Source organism: Pseudomonas fluorescens (assembly GCF_012974785.1).
In the GTDB taxonomy this organism is placed as follows: Bacteria; Pseudomonadota; Gammaproteobacteria; order Pseudomonadales; family Pseudomonadaceae; genus Aquipseudomonas; species Aquipseudomonas fluorescens_BT.
Map to the genome: position 1 here is coordinate 5597868 of NZ_CP027561.1, position 13696 is coordinate 5611563.

Annotated in this window: 15 protein-coding genes; 12 read left to right on the plus strand and 3 right to left on the minus strand. The window is 61.6% G+C overall.

Translation table 11 applies throughout. The features are described 5' to 3' along the window. Positions 1-28: 28 nt before the first annotated feature. The 5 genes from C6Y56_RS25500 to C6Y56_RS25520 all read left to right on the plus strand — a co-directional run bounded on the left by C6Y56_RS25500 (position 29) and on the right by C6Y56_RS25520 (position 5333). Positions 29-1240, plus strand: a complete 1212-nt coding sequence (locus C6Y56_RS25500) for an MFS transporter (RefSeq protein ID WP_169432116.1) — start codon at positions 29-31, stop codon at positions 1238-1240. Positions 1241-1343: 103 nt separating this feature from the next. After that, complete coding sequence (locus C6Y56_RS25505) at positions 1344-2270, plus strand: DUF72 domain-containing protein (protein ID WP_169432117.1); 927 nt, start codon at positions 1344-1346, stop codon at positions 2268-2270. Next, positions 2267-3064, plus strand: coding sequence for an endonuclease/exonuclease/phosphatase family protein (locus C6Y56_RS25510; RefSeq protein ID WP_169432118.1), 798 nt, complete (start codon positions 2267-2269; stop codon positions 3062-3064). Before C6Y56_RS25505 ends, C6Y56_RS25510 begins: the two co-directional genes overlap by 4 nt. After that, positions 3061-4347, plus strand: coding sequence for a cardiolipin synthase ClsB (gene clsB / locus C6Y56_RS25515; RefSeq protein WP_169432119.1), 1287 nt, complete (start codon positions 3061-3063; stop codon positions 4345-4347). Before C6Y56_RS25510 ends, clsB begins: the two co-directional genes overlap by 4 nt. After that, positions 4344-5333 carry a lysylphosphatidylglycerol synthase domain-containing protein gene (locus tag C6Y56_RS25520; protein WP_169432120.1) on the plus strand — a complete coding sequence of 330 codons (990 nt, stop codon included), beginning with the start codon at positions 4344-4346 and terminating at the stop codon, positions 5331-5333. The genes clsB and C6Y56_RS25520 overlap by 4 nt, the downstream gene beginning before the upstream one ends. On the opposite strand, the gene C6Y56_RS25525 is transcribed toward C6Y56_RS25520, so the two are convergent. The 3 genes from C6Y56_RS25525 to C6Y56_RS25535 form a co-directional block, all read right to left on the minus strand. Continuing rightward, positions 5334-6092, minus strand: coding sequence for an alpha/beta hydrolase family protein (locus tag C6Y56_RS25525; RefSeq protein ID WP_169432121.1), 759 nt, complete (start codon positions 6090-6092; stop codon positions 5334-5336). It abuts the gene before it with no gap. Next, entirely contained in the window at positions 6082-7191 is a 1110-nt protein-coding gene (locus C6Y56_RS25530) for a DUF3182 family protein (protein ID WP_169432122.1), read from the minus strand. Before C6Y56_RS25530 ends, C6Y56_RS25525 begins: the two co-directional genes overlap by 11 nt. A gap of 178 nt (positions 7192-7369) precedes the next feature. Then, positions 7370-8365, minus strand: coding sequence for a GlxA family transcriptional regulator (locus C6Y56_RS25535; protein ID WP_169432123.1), 996 nt, complete (start codon positions 8363-8365; stop codon positions 7370-7372). Positions 8366-8465: 100 nt separating this feature from the next. Between C6Y56_RS25535 and C6Y56_RS25540 the strand changes: the two genes are divergently transcribed. From C6Y56_RS25540 to C6Y56_RS25570, 7 genes are all read left to right on the plus strand, one after another. Next, positions 8466-9020, plus strand: a complete 555-nt coding sequence (locus C6Y56_RS25540) for a cysteine hydrolase family protein (protein WP_169432124.1) — start codon at positions 8466-8468, stop codon at positions 9018-9020. Between the two features lie 241 nt (positions 9021-9261). Continuing rightward, positions 9262-9843, plus strand: a complete 582-nt coding sequence (locus C6Y56_RS25545; protein WP_423815194.1) for a YjfI family protein — start codon at positions 9262-9264, stop codon at positions 9841-9843. Between the two features lie 17 nt (positions 9844-9860). Then, positions 9861-10559 carry a PspA/IM30 family protein gene (locus C6Y56_RS25550; protein WP_169432126.1) on the plus strand — a complete coding sequence of 233 codons (699 nt, stop codon included), beginning with the start codon at positions 9861-9863 and terminating at the stop codon, positions 10557-10559. A gap of 124 nt (positions 10560-10683) precedes the next feature. Next, the gene (locus C6Y56_RS25555; RefSeq protein WP_169432127.1) at positions 10684-11322 is read left to right on the plus strand and encodes a DUF2491 family protein; all 639 of its coding nucleotides are present in this window, start codon (positions 10684-10686) and stop codon (positions 11320-11322) included. Positions 11323-11335: 13 nt separating this feature from the next. Further along, positions 11336-11761, plus strand: a complete 426-nt coding sequence (locus C6Y56_RS25560; RefSeq protein WP_169432128.1) for a DUF350 domain-containing protein — start codon at positions 11336-11338, stop codon at positions 11759-11761. 17 nt (positions 11762-11778) lie between these two features. Next, the gene (locus C6Y56_RS25565) at positions 11779-12465 is read left to right on the plus strand and encodes a DUF1190 domain-containing protein (RefSeq protein WP_169432129.1); all 687 of its coding nucleotides are present in this window, start codon (positions 11779-11781) and stop codon (positions 12463-12465) included. Next, positions 12465-13622, plus strand: coding sequence for a glutathionylspermidine synthase family protein (locus C6Y56_RS25570; protein WP_169432130.1), 1158 nt, complete (start codon positions 12465-12467; stop codon positions 13620-13622). Before C6Y56_RS25565 ends, C6Y56_RS25570 begins: the two co-directional genes overlap by 1 nt. The last annotated feature ends 74 nt before the right edge of the window (positions 13623-13696 follow it).

The window sequence follows — 13696 nt, forward strand, 5'->3', positions numbered from 1 at the left end:
CCATTCAAACCTCAACCGGAGTGCCGTCATGCCCATTGCCCTGCTCGCGCTGACCCTCAGCGCATTCGCCATCGGGACGACCGAGTTCGTCATCGTTGGCCTGCTTCCCACCATCGGCGCCGATCTTGGCGTCAGTCTGCCTTCCGCCGGTCTGCTGGTCAGTCTGTATGCCCTCGGCGTAGCCATCGGTGCGCCGGTGCTGACCGCCCTCACCGGCAAAGTCCCGCGCAAACTGTTGCTGCTGTCGCTGATGGTGCTGTTCACCCTCGGCAACCTGCTGGCCTGGCTGGCGCCGAGTTATGAATCGCTGGTGCTGGCGCGGATCGTCACGGGTCTGGCCCACGGCGTGTTCTTCTCCATCGGCTCGACCATCGCCACCAGCCTGGTGCCCAAGGAAAAAGCCGCCAGTGCGATTGCGATCATGTTCACCGGCCTGACCGTGGCGCTGGTCACCGGGGTGCCGCTGGGCACGTTCATCGGTCAGCATTTCGGCTGGCGTGAAACCTTCCTCGCGGTGTCGGCACTCGGCGTGATCGCGTTCATCGGCAGCCTGCTTTACGTGCCGAACAACATCGCTCACAGCAAACCGGCGTCGCTGTTGCAGCAATTGCAGGTGCTCAAGCAACCGCGCCTGTTGCTGGTGTACGCCATGACCGCCATCGGTTACGGCGGCTCGTTCATCGCCTTCACGTTCCTGGCACCGATCCTTCAGGACCTCTCCGGCTTCAGCGCCGGCACGGTCAGCCTGGTGTTGCTGGTGTATGGCGTGTCGGTGGCCGTCGGCAATATCTGGGGCGGCAAACTGGCAGACAAACGCGGGCCGATCAGTGCCCTGAAAATCATCTTCACCCTGCTCGCCGCCGTGCTGTTCGTGCTCACCTTCACCGCCGCCAACCCGTGGCTGGCACTGGCCACCGTACTGGTCTGGGGCGCCGTCGCCTTCGGCAACGTGCCCGGCCTGCAGGTATATGTGGTGCGTCAGGCTGAACATCACACACCACAAGCCGTGGACGTTGCATCGGGCCTGAACATTGCCGCGTTCAACCTCGGGATTGCCGGCGGTGCGTGGGGTGGCGGGTTGATTGTCGAGCACATCGGCCTGATCCACACCGCATGGATCGGCGGGATGGTGGTGCTGGTGGCCTTGGCCCTGACAGCCTTGAGCGGTCGCCTCGACCGACTGGGCCCGGTGTATGCCGACCCCACGGGCGGTTCTACCCGGGTCGTCACTGGCCACTGATCCTGCGAATACCGACCGCCCGTACTCCCGTCGAAACTTTCCCGAACCGTCTGCAGTCATCCACAGACAGAGGCAACACGGGGACTTTCGACGGGAGGGCGGGATGGCGACGATTCACATCGGTATTTCAGGCTGGCGCTACGCCCCGTGGCGCGGGGATTTCTACCCCCGGGGACTGGCTCAGAAACGCGAACTGCAGTTCGCCTCGCGGGCGGTCAACAGCATCGAGATCAATGGCTCGTTCTATGCGCTGCAACGACCGGAACGCTACGCCCAGTGGTATGCCGAGACGCCGAAAGGTTTCGTGTTCAGCGTCAAGGCACCGCGTTTCATCACGCACATCCGTCGATTGCGCGAGATCGAAAAACCCCTGGCGAATTTCTTTGCCTCCGGGATTCTCGAACTGAAGGAAAAGCTCGGGCCGATCCTCTGGCAGTTTCCGCCCAGCTTCAAATTCGATCCGTCCCTCTTCGAACACTTCCTTGCCCAACTGCCCCACGACACCGAAGCTGCCGCCGCGCTCGCCCGCCGGCATGACTCCCACCTGCATGGCCATGCCAGCCTGAAGGCCTACGGCAAGAAGCCTTTGCGCCATGCCGTGGAAATCCGCCATGACAGTTTCATCGACGTCGATTTCGTGCGTCTGCTCAAACGCTATAACACTGCTCTGGTGATCGCCGATACCGCAGGCAAGTGGCCGTATCATGAAGACCTCACCAGCGATTTCGTCTACCTGCGTCTGCACGGCGCCCAAGAGCTCTATGCCAGCGGCTACACCGAGCCCGCCATCAAGCGCTGGGCCGAACGCATCGACGCCTGGCACCATGGCCGGCAACCGGGCGACGCCCATCTGATCGCCCCGCGCCTGAAGCCTCGGGCGCGCAAATCCCGCGAGGTTTTCTGCTACTTCGACAATGACATCAAGGTTCGCGCGCCTTTCGATGCCCGCAGGCTGTTGCAGCATTTCGAGCTGGATAAAAACCTCGAAACCGTGCCCGGTGAACCGGCCGCCGAAGGAGTACTCGCATGAGCATTCCCGAGCCGCTCGGCTTCACCGACGAGCAGTCCACGGTCATCACCACCGAGCGCCGTTTCACCGTGCTGACGGTGAACACCCACAAGGGCTTCACCGCCCTGAACCGGCGCTTCATCCTGCCGGAACTGCGCGAAGCGGTGCGCAGCGTGTCCGCCGACGTGGTGTTTCTTCAGGAAGTCCACGGCACCCACGAGCACCATCCCAAACGCTATGACAACTGGCCGACGATGCCGCAGTACGAGTTTCTCGCCGACAGCCTCTGGCCGCAGTTCGCCTACGGGCGCAACGCGGTGTACCCGGAGGGCGATCACGGTAACGCGCTGCTGTCGAAATTCCAGATCGTGCGCCATGACAACCTCGACGTTTCGATCAGCGGCCACGAAAACCGCGGCCTGTTGCACTGCGTACTGCGCCTGCCGGGAGACGACCGTGAAGTGCATGCGATCTGCGTCCATCTGGGCCTGCGCGAAAGCCATCGCAACGACCAGTTGCGCCTGCTGCGCGAGCGCCTGGCCGAACTGCCCGATGATGCGCCGGTGATCGTCGCCGGCGATTTCAACGACTGGCGCCAGCGTGCTGACGGATTGCTTGAACCCTGTGGCCTGCGCGAAGTGTTTGTGGCGCATCAAGGCAAACCGGCACGCAGTTTTCCGGCCCGCCTGCCGCTGCTGCGCCTGGATCGGATCTACGTACGCAACCTCAAGGCCAGTCAGCCCAAAGTGCTGGCGAACCGTCCCTGGTCACACCTTTCCGACCACGTCCCGCTGTCGGTGGAGATTGAACTATGAGCAGCGCACCGCTGGAGAAATCCGCCGTGGAGCCCGTCAGCATGACCCCGCCCGTGCGCGAGCCCGGCACCGTCGATGTCGAGTACCGCTGGCAGGGCAACAACCGCGTCGAGTTGCTGGAAAACGGCGAGGAGTATTTCCCCCGAGTGTTCGAAGCGATGCGCGCAGCGAAAAGCGAAATCCTGCTGGAGACTTTCATCGTCTTCGAGGACAAGGTCGGCAAGGAATTGCAGGAGATTCTTATCGATGCCGCCCGGCGTGGGGTGCGCACCACCGTCAGCTTCGACGGCTTCGGTTGCGGCGAATTGAGCACCGGTTACCTCACCGCCCTGAGCGACGCCGGCGTGCACCTGCAGATCTTCGATCCGGCCCCCAAGCGCCTGGGTATCCGCACCAACTGGTTCCGCCGCCTGCATCGCAAGATCGTGGTGGTCGACGGCTTGATCGCGTTCATCGGCGGGATCAATTTTTCCGGCGATCACCTGGCCGATTTCGGCCCCGAAGCGAAGCAGGATTACTCGGTGGAGATTCAAGGCCCGGCGGTGACCGACATCCATCATTTCGCCCTGCTGCAAAGCGGCCGACCGGGACGCGCAAGGTTCTGGTGGCAACGGCGACGGCAGCGGCGTGCCGAGATGGCGTTCGATGATCACGATGGTCAGGTGCGTCTGGTGTTTCGCGACAACGACCACCACCACACCGATATCGAAGACGTCTATTTGCAAGTGCTGCGCCGCGCCCAACGGCGGGTGGTGATCGCCAACGCGTACTTCTTTCCCGGCTATCGCCTGCTGCGCGAGATCCGCAACGCCGCCCGGCGCGGGGTCGAGGTGCGGCTGATTCTGCAGGGGCAACCGGACATGCTGGTGGCCAAACTCGCCGCGCGCATGACCTACGACTACCTGCTCAAGGCCGGGGTGCAGATTCATGAATATTGCGAGCGCCCGCTGCACGGCAAAGTGGCGCTGGTGGACGAGGAATGGAGCACCGTCGGCTCGAGCAATCTTGATCCGCTGAGCCTTTCGCTGAACCTGGAAGCCAACGTGCTGATCCGCGACCGCACCTTCAATCGTCACCTGTTCGAACGCCTCGAAGACCTCAGCCACAACCACTGCAAGGCGATGGACGCCGCGAAGTCGCCACGCGGGCGGATCTGGCACATGACCGTGGGTTTTCTGGTGTTTCACTTCCTGCGCCATTTTCCGGCCATGGCCGGCTGGCTGCCGGCGCACAAACCACGGCTCAAACCCTTTACCCCTGCCGCCGGGAGCGATCCTTCATGAGCCATTCCGAAGCCCACGCGGCGGTGCATCCGGCAACGGCGGGCAAGTCCCGCTGGAGTCGCTGGAAGCGTCCGCTGACCCTGCTGTTCTTTCTCGCGCTGATCGTTCTGCTGACGATGTTCGCCAGCCGCATCGAATGGGCCGAGGTGTTGCAAACCCTCGCCGATTTCAAGGTGCGCACGCTGATCATCGCCTCCAGCCTGACGCTGCTGAGTTTTCTGGTGTACGCCAGTTTCGATCTGATCGGCCGCACTTACATTCGTCAGGACCTGACCTGGAAACAGATCCTGCCGGTGGGCGTCATCAGCTATGCGTTCAACCTTAATTTGAGCGCCTGGGTCGGCGGGATCGCCATGCGTTATCGGTTGTACTCGCGGCTCGGCGTGAGCAAAAGCAACATCGCCAAGATCCTCGGCCTGAGCCTGGCGACCAACTGGTTCGGCTACATGACCATCGCGGGTGTGGTGTTCAGCAGCGGACTGGTGCGCATGCCGCCAGGCTGGAAAGTCAGCAGCGATGCGTTGCAGGGCATTGGTGTATTGCTGCTGTTGGTGAGTGCCGGGTACCTGGTCGCCTGCCAGTTTTCCCGGCGTCGCGAGTGGTCGATTCGTGGGGTGGAAATCAACCTGCCGTCGCTGCGCATGGCGGTCCTGCAGTTACTGCTCGGGGCGCTGAACTGGTCGCTGATGGCAGCGGTGATTTTCACTTTGCTGCCGAGCAAGCTCGACTACCCGCTGGTGCTCGGGGTGCTGTTGATCAGCGCGATTGCCGGCGTCATCACCCACATTCCCGCCGGGCTCGGCGTGCTGGAAGCGGTGTTCGTGGCGCTGCTGCAACACGAGGCTTCACGCGGCAGCCTGGTGGCGGGGCTGCTGGCGTATCGGGCGATCTATTTCCTGTTGCCGCTGCTGATCACCGTGCTGATGTACCTGGTGGTGGAAGCCAAGGCCAAGGCGTTGCGGATCGAGAAGAAACCCAAGCCCTGATCAGCGCGACTGAATGATGCTCAACCGCTCGCCCACCACCATTTCGGTGATCCAGTCGACGAGGATCGAAGTGTAGGCCTGCTGTGAGGTGGGATCGCTCAGGGCATGGTCGGCGCCGTCGATGATGCGGTGGGTCAGCGAGTGGGTCTGCTGGCACGCAGCGCGGTAACTCATGATCGTCGCGTGGGGCACGTAGTCGTCGGTTTCCGACTGCACCAGCAGCACATCGCCAGTGAATTGCGAGCAGGCGTGCAAGGCGCGGTTGCTGTCGGCGCGTATCAGCGTGCTGCGATAATCGCGCAGGTCGGCCTTGTCCAGATCGCGCTTGGGCGTGTGCCATTGTTCGTCGCGATACAGCGCCGGCACTCGCAGCGCCAACCAGCGCACCGGGCGCAATGAAGTCAGGATCGAGGCGAGATAACCGCCATAGCTGGTGCCCACCACCGCGATGGCCGAAGTGTCCAGCGCCGGGTGGGCGAGCAGCCGGTCGTAGGCCGCCAGCAAGTCACGCAGGTTGTCTTCACGGGTGACCCGGCTCAGTGGAATGCCGGTGCCGCCGGTGTGCCCGCGCAGGTCGAACGTCAGGCACACACAGCCCAGGCCGGCGATACCTTTGGCCCGTTCCAGATCCCGCTCCTGACTGCCGCCCCAACCGTGCACGAACAATACGCCGGGGACTTTCGATTTGGGACTGAGGAATGTCCCGCTCATCTGCTCGTCATCAATGTCGATTTGAATGCTTTCGCTTCTAGCCGTCATAGGATTGGACCGTTACGTATTTGAGAAGAAAGTCGCTGTTCTCGGCCGGGCCGCGATAGACCTCGATGGCGTCCGCCGGCAGGGCACGGTCGATATAGGTTTCCACCGACGAGACGCGGATCGCGCGCATCGAAGGGTCATTGACGAAACTCTGCAACGCCACCACTTCCGCGCTGCTGGCGCCGCCCATGCGCCAGGACTGTTCGAGGACACCGCTGCGCGGCTGGCCATCATTGTCCAGGCCCTGGGCGATGTCATAGTTGCGTCGCGAAGCGTAGAACCGTGGATAGGCTTCATCCGCCGCCCGGTCAAAAACCTGTGCCTGCTCGATGGCCAACCGCACATCGTCCGGCAGATCCAGTTTCAGCAATTCGTCATAACCGCCCTGCACCACCAGCAGGTTTGAACCGCCATAGACCTCTTCGCCGCGGGCATCTTCGGTCAAGTATTGATCACCACAGTAACTGAGCACCCGGTCGCCGATGAACGACTGGCCGACGCTGTGGGTGACGACCTGGCTCAGGTCCTGCTCCAGCACCACGCCTTCACTGAACAGCGTTGCAGCCTCGGGTCGGGCGAGGATTTCGTCGAACGCATCCAGGCTCTTGACCACTTCCTGACCGCGCCCGGCACAGGCGTGGATCGGCTTGAGGCGAATCGGCCCGCTGTAGAGCAAATGTTCGGCGGCAGGTCGTGCATCTTCCAGGGCGAACACACTGAGCCCGTCGAGCACGACATTGCGAATGCGTTCGGAAAACAGTGGCGACCAGCCTTGCGGTGCGTTGGCCTGATGGCTGCGCAAGCCATGGCTGATAGCTTTGGTGCAGATGAAATCGTGTTCGACGAAACCGCCCCACAGATCGTCCGGGCCCTTGATCCCCATTTCCAGAGCGTTGACGGCGCCGACGATGGTTTGGGTCGGCAACAGATACAGGTCACGGCCCTTGTGCTTTTGCGCGTCGTAACTGCCGCCGAATTTCAGCCCGAGAATCTGCGCCAGCCAACGGGCCAGCGCCTTGTTGGTCTGCACTTCGTGTTGCGGCGCGTCGGGGCGTACGGAATGGGCGACCACTATTTTGTTGCGAGGTATCGGGGTCATGCGCCCCCCTTCCAGCGGCTCGGTGAATGTAGGTGAGAGGGTGCAGAGATCAGGCCAACCGACGGCAGCGGCAAAACCCTTGCAGATCAGTCATTTAGTCTTTTCGTACTGGCCTTGCGCCCGTTTCAATCTGCACGATGGCCGCCATGATCGCGGCATTTTGCACGACCGCGTGGTGCTATCTCGCCAGCGCCGGCGGCGGGCTCACGCCGAACCGATTGCGGTAGTCACTCGGCGCCAGCCCGGTGATTTTCTTGAAGATGGCGCGAAACGCTCCCGGATCCTGATACCCCACCGTCCACGCGATGTGGTCGATGGTGCCGTTGGTGAACTCGAGCATTTCCCGGGCCTTGCCAACCCGCAGGTGCTGGCAGTACTCGGTGGGTTTCAGGCCGGTCGCGGCCCGGAACCGGCGCAGAAAGGTGCGTTCTTCCAGGCCCGAGCGCCCGGCCATCGCCGCCAGCGACACGTCGGTCGCGCCAGTACTTTGCAGCCAGTGCTGGACCTTGAGAATCGCGGCATCGCCATGACTGAGAATCGGCGCAAAATTGCTGCCGCAGGCACTGGCGCTGTCGCTGTGATCCATCACCAGAAACCGCGCGGTGGCGCTGGCGATGCTCGGCCCCAACAAACGATCAACCAGCCGCAACCCCAATTCCGACCAGGCCATCAGACCGGCCGTGGTGATCAGGTCGCCATCATCGACAATCGGTGTATCCGCCTTGAGATTGATATCCGGATAGCGCTCGGCAAAGGCCTTGGCCGAGGTCCAGTGAGTGGTGGCACTGCGACCATTGAGCAGTCCGCTTTCAGCCAGCAACCACGAGCCTACGCAAACGCCGCCCAGCGTCGCACCACGGGCATGCTGGGCGCGCAGCCATTGCAGCAGCCCAGCCGATGCCTGCTCTGCGCTGAACCCAGCGATCGAAGGTGGGATCAGCACCGCCAGCAAACCCGTTTCTTCAACGGGATGACTGTCGTAAACCCTGACCGGAGCCTGCTCGTTCTCGACCTGCCAGTGACTCACGCGCAGCCGCGGCAATTGTACGGTCTGATGCTCGACAGCGATCCGGTCGGCCACGCCGAACAGGTCGGTCAAGCCATGCACCGCCGCCATTTGCGCGCCGGGATAAATCAGCACGCCCAGCTCGGCAACGGCCCTTTCAACGCCCATTGTCAGTTTTCCCCTGTCTATTGTCGGTGCGGCCAATCCTCGAAACCGTGGCCAGCGCCAATACTCAATCCACTGCCAACAACACTTCGAGGACACCCCCATGGCCAGGCAAGCACTCATCGTAGTCGATATCCAGAACGACTACTTCCCCCAAGGCAAGTGGCCGCTGACGGGCGTCGATGCCGCCGCCGACAATGCCGCGCGGCTGATCGCCGCGTTCCGTGAAGCGGGTGATCCGGTGATCCACATCCGTCACGAATTTACCTCGGCGGATGCCCCGTTCTTTACCCCGGGCTCCGAGGGCGCAAGGCTGCACCCCAAGGTACTCAACCGCGCCGATGAACCCGTGGTGCTCAAGCACTTCGTCAACGCGTTCCGCGAAACCGAGCTGCAATCGATCCTGGACGAACAAGACATCAAGGAACTGGTGGTGGTCGGCAGCATGAGCCACATGTGCATCGACGGCGTGGTCCGGGCAGCGGCAGACCTGGGCTATACGGTCACAGTGATCCACGATGCCTGCGCCACCCGCGACCTGGAATTCAATGGCCTGACCGTGCCGGCCGCTCAGGTGCATGCGGCATTCATGTCTTCGCTGGCGTTCGCCTACGCCAACGTGGTTTGCGCGCAGGAGTTCCTCTCCAACAGTCGTTGAGCGCCTGTCGCACGTTTGTGAAATGAAACCCGGCCCGCCCTGTTGCGGGCTTTTTTTCGTGGGCTGAGAAAATCTCACGCGTGAGCCATTGATGGCACTTTGAATTGATTGTAGTGTGGCTCACGCGTGAGATGTTCATAACGGAGTCATCGCCATGAAAAGCAACTCCCCGCCAACAAAATCGGAGAGCCCGAAGGGAGTGCGCTCGACAACGTCCGTGAAAAAACCATCCAGCTTCTACATGAAGCAGATGCGCGCGGGCCTGGCTGCCGCCGGTTATGTGAAACACGAAACTTGGGTGCTTCCCGAAAACCGAAGCTTGCTCAAGCAAATGGAGCAACAGCTACGCCAACCGATTCTGGCTGGCTCATTCATGTCGGAGAATTACATGAGCGCAGGCAACAACTGGAACATCGATAGCCTCTACAACGCTTTCAAGGCACTGGACGAGGTGGCTTCGCAAGAGATCACGCTGTCCCTGATCCAGAGCTCCGAACCCAGCCTCAAGCTGGAAATGAACGAATTCGGCGGCCTGCCGATTCATATCGCCATCGCGGGTCAGCAGATCATCGTCGACACCGTACTGGTGGACATCGATTCGATCACCGACGTGCGCGCCTTCAACGACGCGGTACTGCGCAGCCGGGAAATGTTCCCACTGTCGTCGATCGGCATCGAAACCATGCCCAACGGCCAGACCGTCTACAACATGTTCGGCGCGCTGAGTGCGGATTCGAGCCTGACCAACGTGGTCACCGAGGTGAAAACCCTGGTCGATAACGTGCAGCGCGCCAGCGAAGCCTTCGAACACTTCTTCAAGTAATCAACAGGGAAAATCCAATGACTCAGTCCATCTGGAGCAAGTTGTTCACCGCACTGCGCGGCGGCGCCAATGAAGTCGGCGAAGCGATTGTCGACCAACAAGCCCTGCGCATCCTCGATCAGGAAATCCGTGACGCCGACAGCGCCCTGTCCAACGCTCGTCGTGAACTGGTCACCATCATGGCCAAGCACAAACTGTCCGCCGATCGCGTGAGCGAGTACGACGCCAAGATCAAGGACCTGGAAGCCAAGGCGGTCTCCGCCCTGAATGCCGGCCGTGAAGACCTGGCGATGGAAGTGGCCGAAGCGATTTCGACCCTGACCAACGACCTGGCCACCGAGAAAGCCCAGAGCGACGAGTTCGGTACCTACGCCGACAACATGCGCAAGGACATCAACAAGGCCGAAGCGCGGATCAAGAGCCTGCGTCAGCAAGTGGACATGGCCAAGGCCCGTGACAGCGTGCAGAAAGCGCAGGTCAGCGCATCCATCGCCAGCGGCGGCGCCAATGGCAAGCTGGAAACTGCAGTCGGCACCCTGAACCGTCTGCAAGAAAAGCAAAAGCAGCGCGCCGCCGAGCTGAACGCTCAGGACGAACTGGCCGATGCCACGACCGGCAACGATCTGGAGCGCAAACTGCGCGAGGCCGGCATCACGCCGAACGAGGGCAGCGCCAACGCAATCCTCGAACGCTTGAAGCAGAAGTCGGCCCAGTAAGGGCAGCCAGAAGAAAAGAAGGGCACCGGGTGCCCTTCTTTTTTGCCTGCTCGTTCGTCGCGAGGCCGGTACACTAGCGGCGTTTTGCCAACGAACACTTCCACCCGCTTCAAGGAATGTACCCATGGGATGGTTAAAGAACTTGCTCGGCACCGGCTCGGCACCCGCACGCGAGGCGGCCAGCGGCCCGCTGGGTCTGGCGCAGGGCAAGGCGATCCGCTTCGATACGACCCTCGCTCTGCTGCTCGACGGCAGCACCTCGGTACGGGTTCCCGATGCCCAGGCGATCTGGAGCGCCGGCTGGATCGACCTCGGCCAGTCGAACAAGCTGTATCGCTATTACCTGAACAACGAAGACTTCTGGCTGCAGGTCCATGTCACCGGCGACGATCAGATCGAATCAGTGACGCTGTTCAATTACCTCAGCTACGTCACGGTCAACAGCGATGCCGAGCTGCAGCGCCTGGCGGGCCCGAACAGCCTGATCGGCCTGCCGGCCTACACCCATGACGGCGTGTCCTTCACCCGGGAATGGGGCACCGAACGCGGCCAGACCGAACTGGTCCCGCTCACCGAGCAGGTGATCAATCCCGACGAGTCCTACACCATCGAACACCATTCGATGCTGTATGCCCGGGAAACCGGCCTGACCGACCGTCGCGAACTGCTGCTGTTCTCCGTCGAACAGGATGAAGAAGGCACTGTCAGCCTGAGCACATCGCTGGGCATCTCGCTGTACACCACCGATCTGAGCACCATTTAAAAGGAAGTTCCCCATGCTGGAAGTGTTGTCCGTTTCCCTGAACAAGGCCGCGCTGGTCGGATTCGCCGCCTACCTGATCGGCGCCGTGCTGCTGTTCATGCTGTTTCAATTCGTCTACACGCGCATTACGCCGCACAAGGAATTCGAGCTGATTCGCTCCGGCAACAACGCAGCGGCCATTGCCCTGTCGGGCGCGATCATCGGTTTCGCGATACCGGCAAGCAACATCATCGCCCACTCGATCAACGTCCTCGACTTCGTCCTCTGGGCCGTGATTGCGGCCGCGGTGCAACTGCTGGCATTTCTGGCCACCGGGCTGGTGCTCAAGGGCACGTCCCAGCGCATCGCCAACGGTGAAGTGGCCGCCGGCATCTACGTGGCAGCGGTGGCGATCAGCGTCGGCATGCTCAACGCCGCCTGCATGACCCCGTCCTACTGATCGGCAGGAAGCCCGAGATGAAACGAAGCAAGTACGTTCAACTGTCCCTGGCCGCTTCGGTGGCCCTGGCGATTTCCGGTGAAGCGGCCGCGCAGGAACAACAGCGCACCTTCCAGAGCGTGGAACAGTGCGTCGACGCCGAAGTGGCAGCCGATGCCTGCTCGAATGCCTACGTCGCGGCCCTGGCCGAGCACCGGCGCATCGCCCCGGCCTATGACGACAAAGCGAAGTGCGACGCAGACTTTGCCGCCGGCTGGTGTCAGAAGAATTCCGACGGCCGCTTTGCACCGAAACTCGGTGGTTTCAAGGTGGCGCAAAATTCCGAACCGGTACAGAACCTCGATTCGATTGCCAATGCGCAGATGCCGGCGGGCAATGCCGAACCTGCCCAGACAACTCAGAGCACGACCCACGTTTCCAGCGGTGGCGGGTCGAGCAACGGCTGGCTCACCGGATGGCTGATCGGCAATGCCATGAGCAACAACTCGCGGACGGTGTATCGCGACCGCGATACGCGTCAGACGTACGACACTTCGACGCTGAACCGGCGTATCGAATCGGCGCCGACCACTCGCAGCAATTCGGACTACACCAGCTCCCGGAGCAAACCGGTCAACGTGGCATCCTCTACTTCCCGTGGCGGTTTCGGCAGCCAGTCCAGCGCACGCAGCGGTTGGGGCGGCTGGGGCAGTTCGAGCAGCTGATGAAGAAGATCCATTGCGCCGAGCGCCACGACTGGAAACAGACGGCCGAAAGCCTCGGCTTTCTGTTCCACACCATCGACGATGAGCCTTACTGGGACGAGCGCGCGTATTATCAGTTCACGCTCGCACAGATCGAAAACGATCTCGAGGATCCGACCGCCGAACTGCACGAGATGTGCATGGATCTGGTGGACCGGGTCGTGCACAGCGAGGAACTGCTCGATCGCCTGAGCATCCCCGCGCCGTACTACGACATGATCCGAACGTCGTGGCTGGAAGGTCATCCGCATCTGTATGGGCGCATGGACTTCTCCTACAACGGCACCGGGCCGGCGAAGTTGCTGGAGCTCAACTACGACACCCCCACCAGCCTGTACGAGGCCGCGGCGTTCCAGTGGGGCTGGCTGGAACAATGCATCGAGCGCGGGATGCTGCCGCGCCATGCCGACCAGTTCAACAGCATCGATACCCGACTGCATGAAGCCTTTGCCGCGCTGAAACTCAAGCGCCCGTTCTACTTTGCCTCGATGAAAGGCTCCGTCGAGGACAAGGGCACCACCGACTATCTGCGCCTGATCGCGGAAAAGGTCGGCATCGAATCCCGACACATCGATATCGAAGACATCGGCCTGACAACCGATGGACGTTTCGTCGATCTCGAAGACCGCTGGATCCCGCATCTGTTCAAGCTGCATGCCTGGGAGTTCATCTTCCACGAACCGTTCGGTGCGGCCATTGCCGATTGCGATACGCAGTTTTTCGAACCGGCGTGGAAGGCCATTCTCTCCAATAAAGGCGCCCTGCCTCTGCTCTGGGAATTGCACAAGGGCCATCCGAATCTGCTGGCCGCCCATCTCGATCCGAATCCGGGCGGCGCTGTACCGAAAGGCTGGGTGCGCAAACCGTACTTCTCCCGGGAAGGTGCCAACATCGAGTTGCAAACAGCCGAAGGCCTGATCGTCAAAGAGGACGGCCCCTACACGGATGCGCCTTTCATCCTGCAGGAATTTGCGCCGCTGCCGAAGTTCGATGACAGCTACACGCTGATCGGTTCCTGGGTCATAGGCGATCAGGCGGCGGGGATTGGCGTGCGCGAAGACAACAGCTTGATCACCAAGGATTCGAGCCGGTTCTTGCCACACCTGATTCTTGACTGAAAAACCTGCGCCCATGAAAAAGGCCCGTCGTGTTCAGCGACGGGCCTTTTTATTCAAAGCGGATACAGCGAAGA

What these genes read in the sequence shown, in the direction of transcription:
- C6Y56_RS25500 (WP_169432116.1), top strand. Translation starts at nt 29, where the DNA reads ATGCCCATTGCCCTGCTCGCGCTGACCCTCAGCGCATTCGCCATCGGG.
- C6Y56_RS25505 (WP_169432117.1), top strand. Translation starts at nt 1,344, where the DNA reads ATGGCGACGATTCACATCGGTATTTCAGGCTGGCGCTACGCCCCGTGG.
- C6Y56_RS25510 (WP_169432118.1), top strand. Translation starts at nt 2,267, where the DNA reads ATGAGCATTCCCGAGCCGCTCGGCTTCACCGACGAGCAGTCCACGGTC.
- clsB (WP_169432119.1), top strand. Translation starts at nt 3,061, where the DNA reads ATGAGCAGCGCACCGCTGGAGAAATCCGCCGTGGAGCCCGTCAGCATG.
- C6Y56_RS25520 (WP_169432120.1), top strand. Translation starts at nt 4,344, where the DNA reads ATGAGCCATTCCGAAGCCCACGCGGCGGTGCATCCGGCAACGGCGGGC.
- C6Y56_RS25525 (WP_169432121.1), bottom strand. Translation starts at nt 6,092, where the DNA reads ATGACGGCTAGAAGCGAAAGCATTCAAATCGACATTGATGACGAGCAG.
- C6Y56_RS25530 (WP_169432122.1), bottom strand. Translation starts at nt 7,191, where the DNA reads ATGACCCCGATACCTCGCAACAAAATAGTGGTCGCCCATTCCGTACGC.
- C6Y56_RS25535 (WP_169432123.1), bottom strand. Translation starts at nt 8,365, where the DNA reads ATGGGCGTTGAAAGGGCCGTTGCCGAGCTGGGCGTGCTGATTTATCCC.
- C6Y56_RS25540 (WP_169432124.1), top strand. Translation starts at nt 8,466, where the DNA reads ATGGCCAGGCAAGCACTCATCGTAGTCGATATCCAGAACGACTACTTC.
- C6Y56_RS25545 (WP_423815194.1), top strand. Translation starts at nt 9,262, where the DNA reads ATGAAGCAGATGCGCGCGGGCCTGGCTGCCGCCGGTTATGTGAAACAC.
- C6Y56_RS25550 (WP_169432126.1), top strand. Translation starts at nt 9,861, where the DNA reads ATGACTCAGTCCATCTGGAGCAAGTTGTTCACCGCACTGCGCGGCGGC.
- C6Y56_RS25555 (WP_169432127.1), top strand. Translation starts at nt 10,684, where the DNA reads ATGGGATGGTTAAAGAACTTGCTCGGCACCGGCTCGGCACCCGCACGC.
- C6Y56_RS25560 (WP_169432128.1), top strand. Translation starts at nt 11,336, where the DNA reads ATGCTGGAAGTGTTGTCCGTTTCCCTGAACAAGGCCGCGCTGGTCGGA.
- C6Y56_RS25565 (WP_169432129.1), top strand. Translation starts at nt 11,779, where the DNA reads ATGAAACGAAGCAAGTACGTTCAACTGTCCCTGGCCGCTTCGGTGGCC.
- C6Y56_RS25570 (WP_169432130.1), top strand. Translation starts at nt 12,465, where the DNA reads ATGAAGAAGATCCATTGCGCCGAGCGCCACGACTGGAAACAGACGGCC.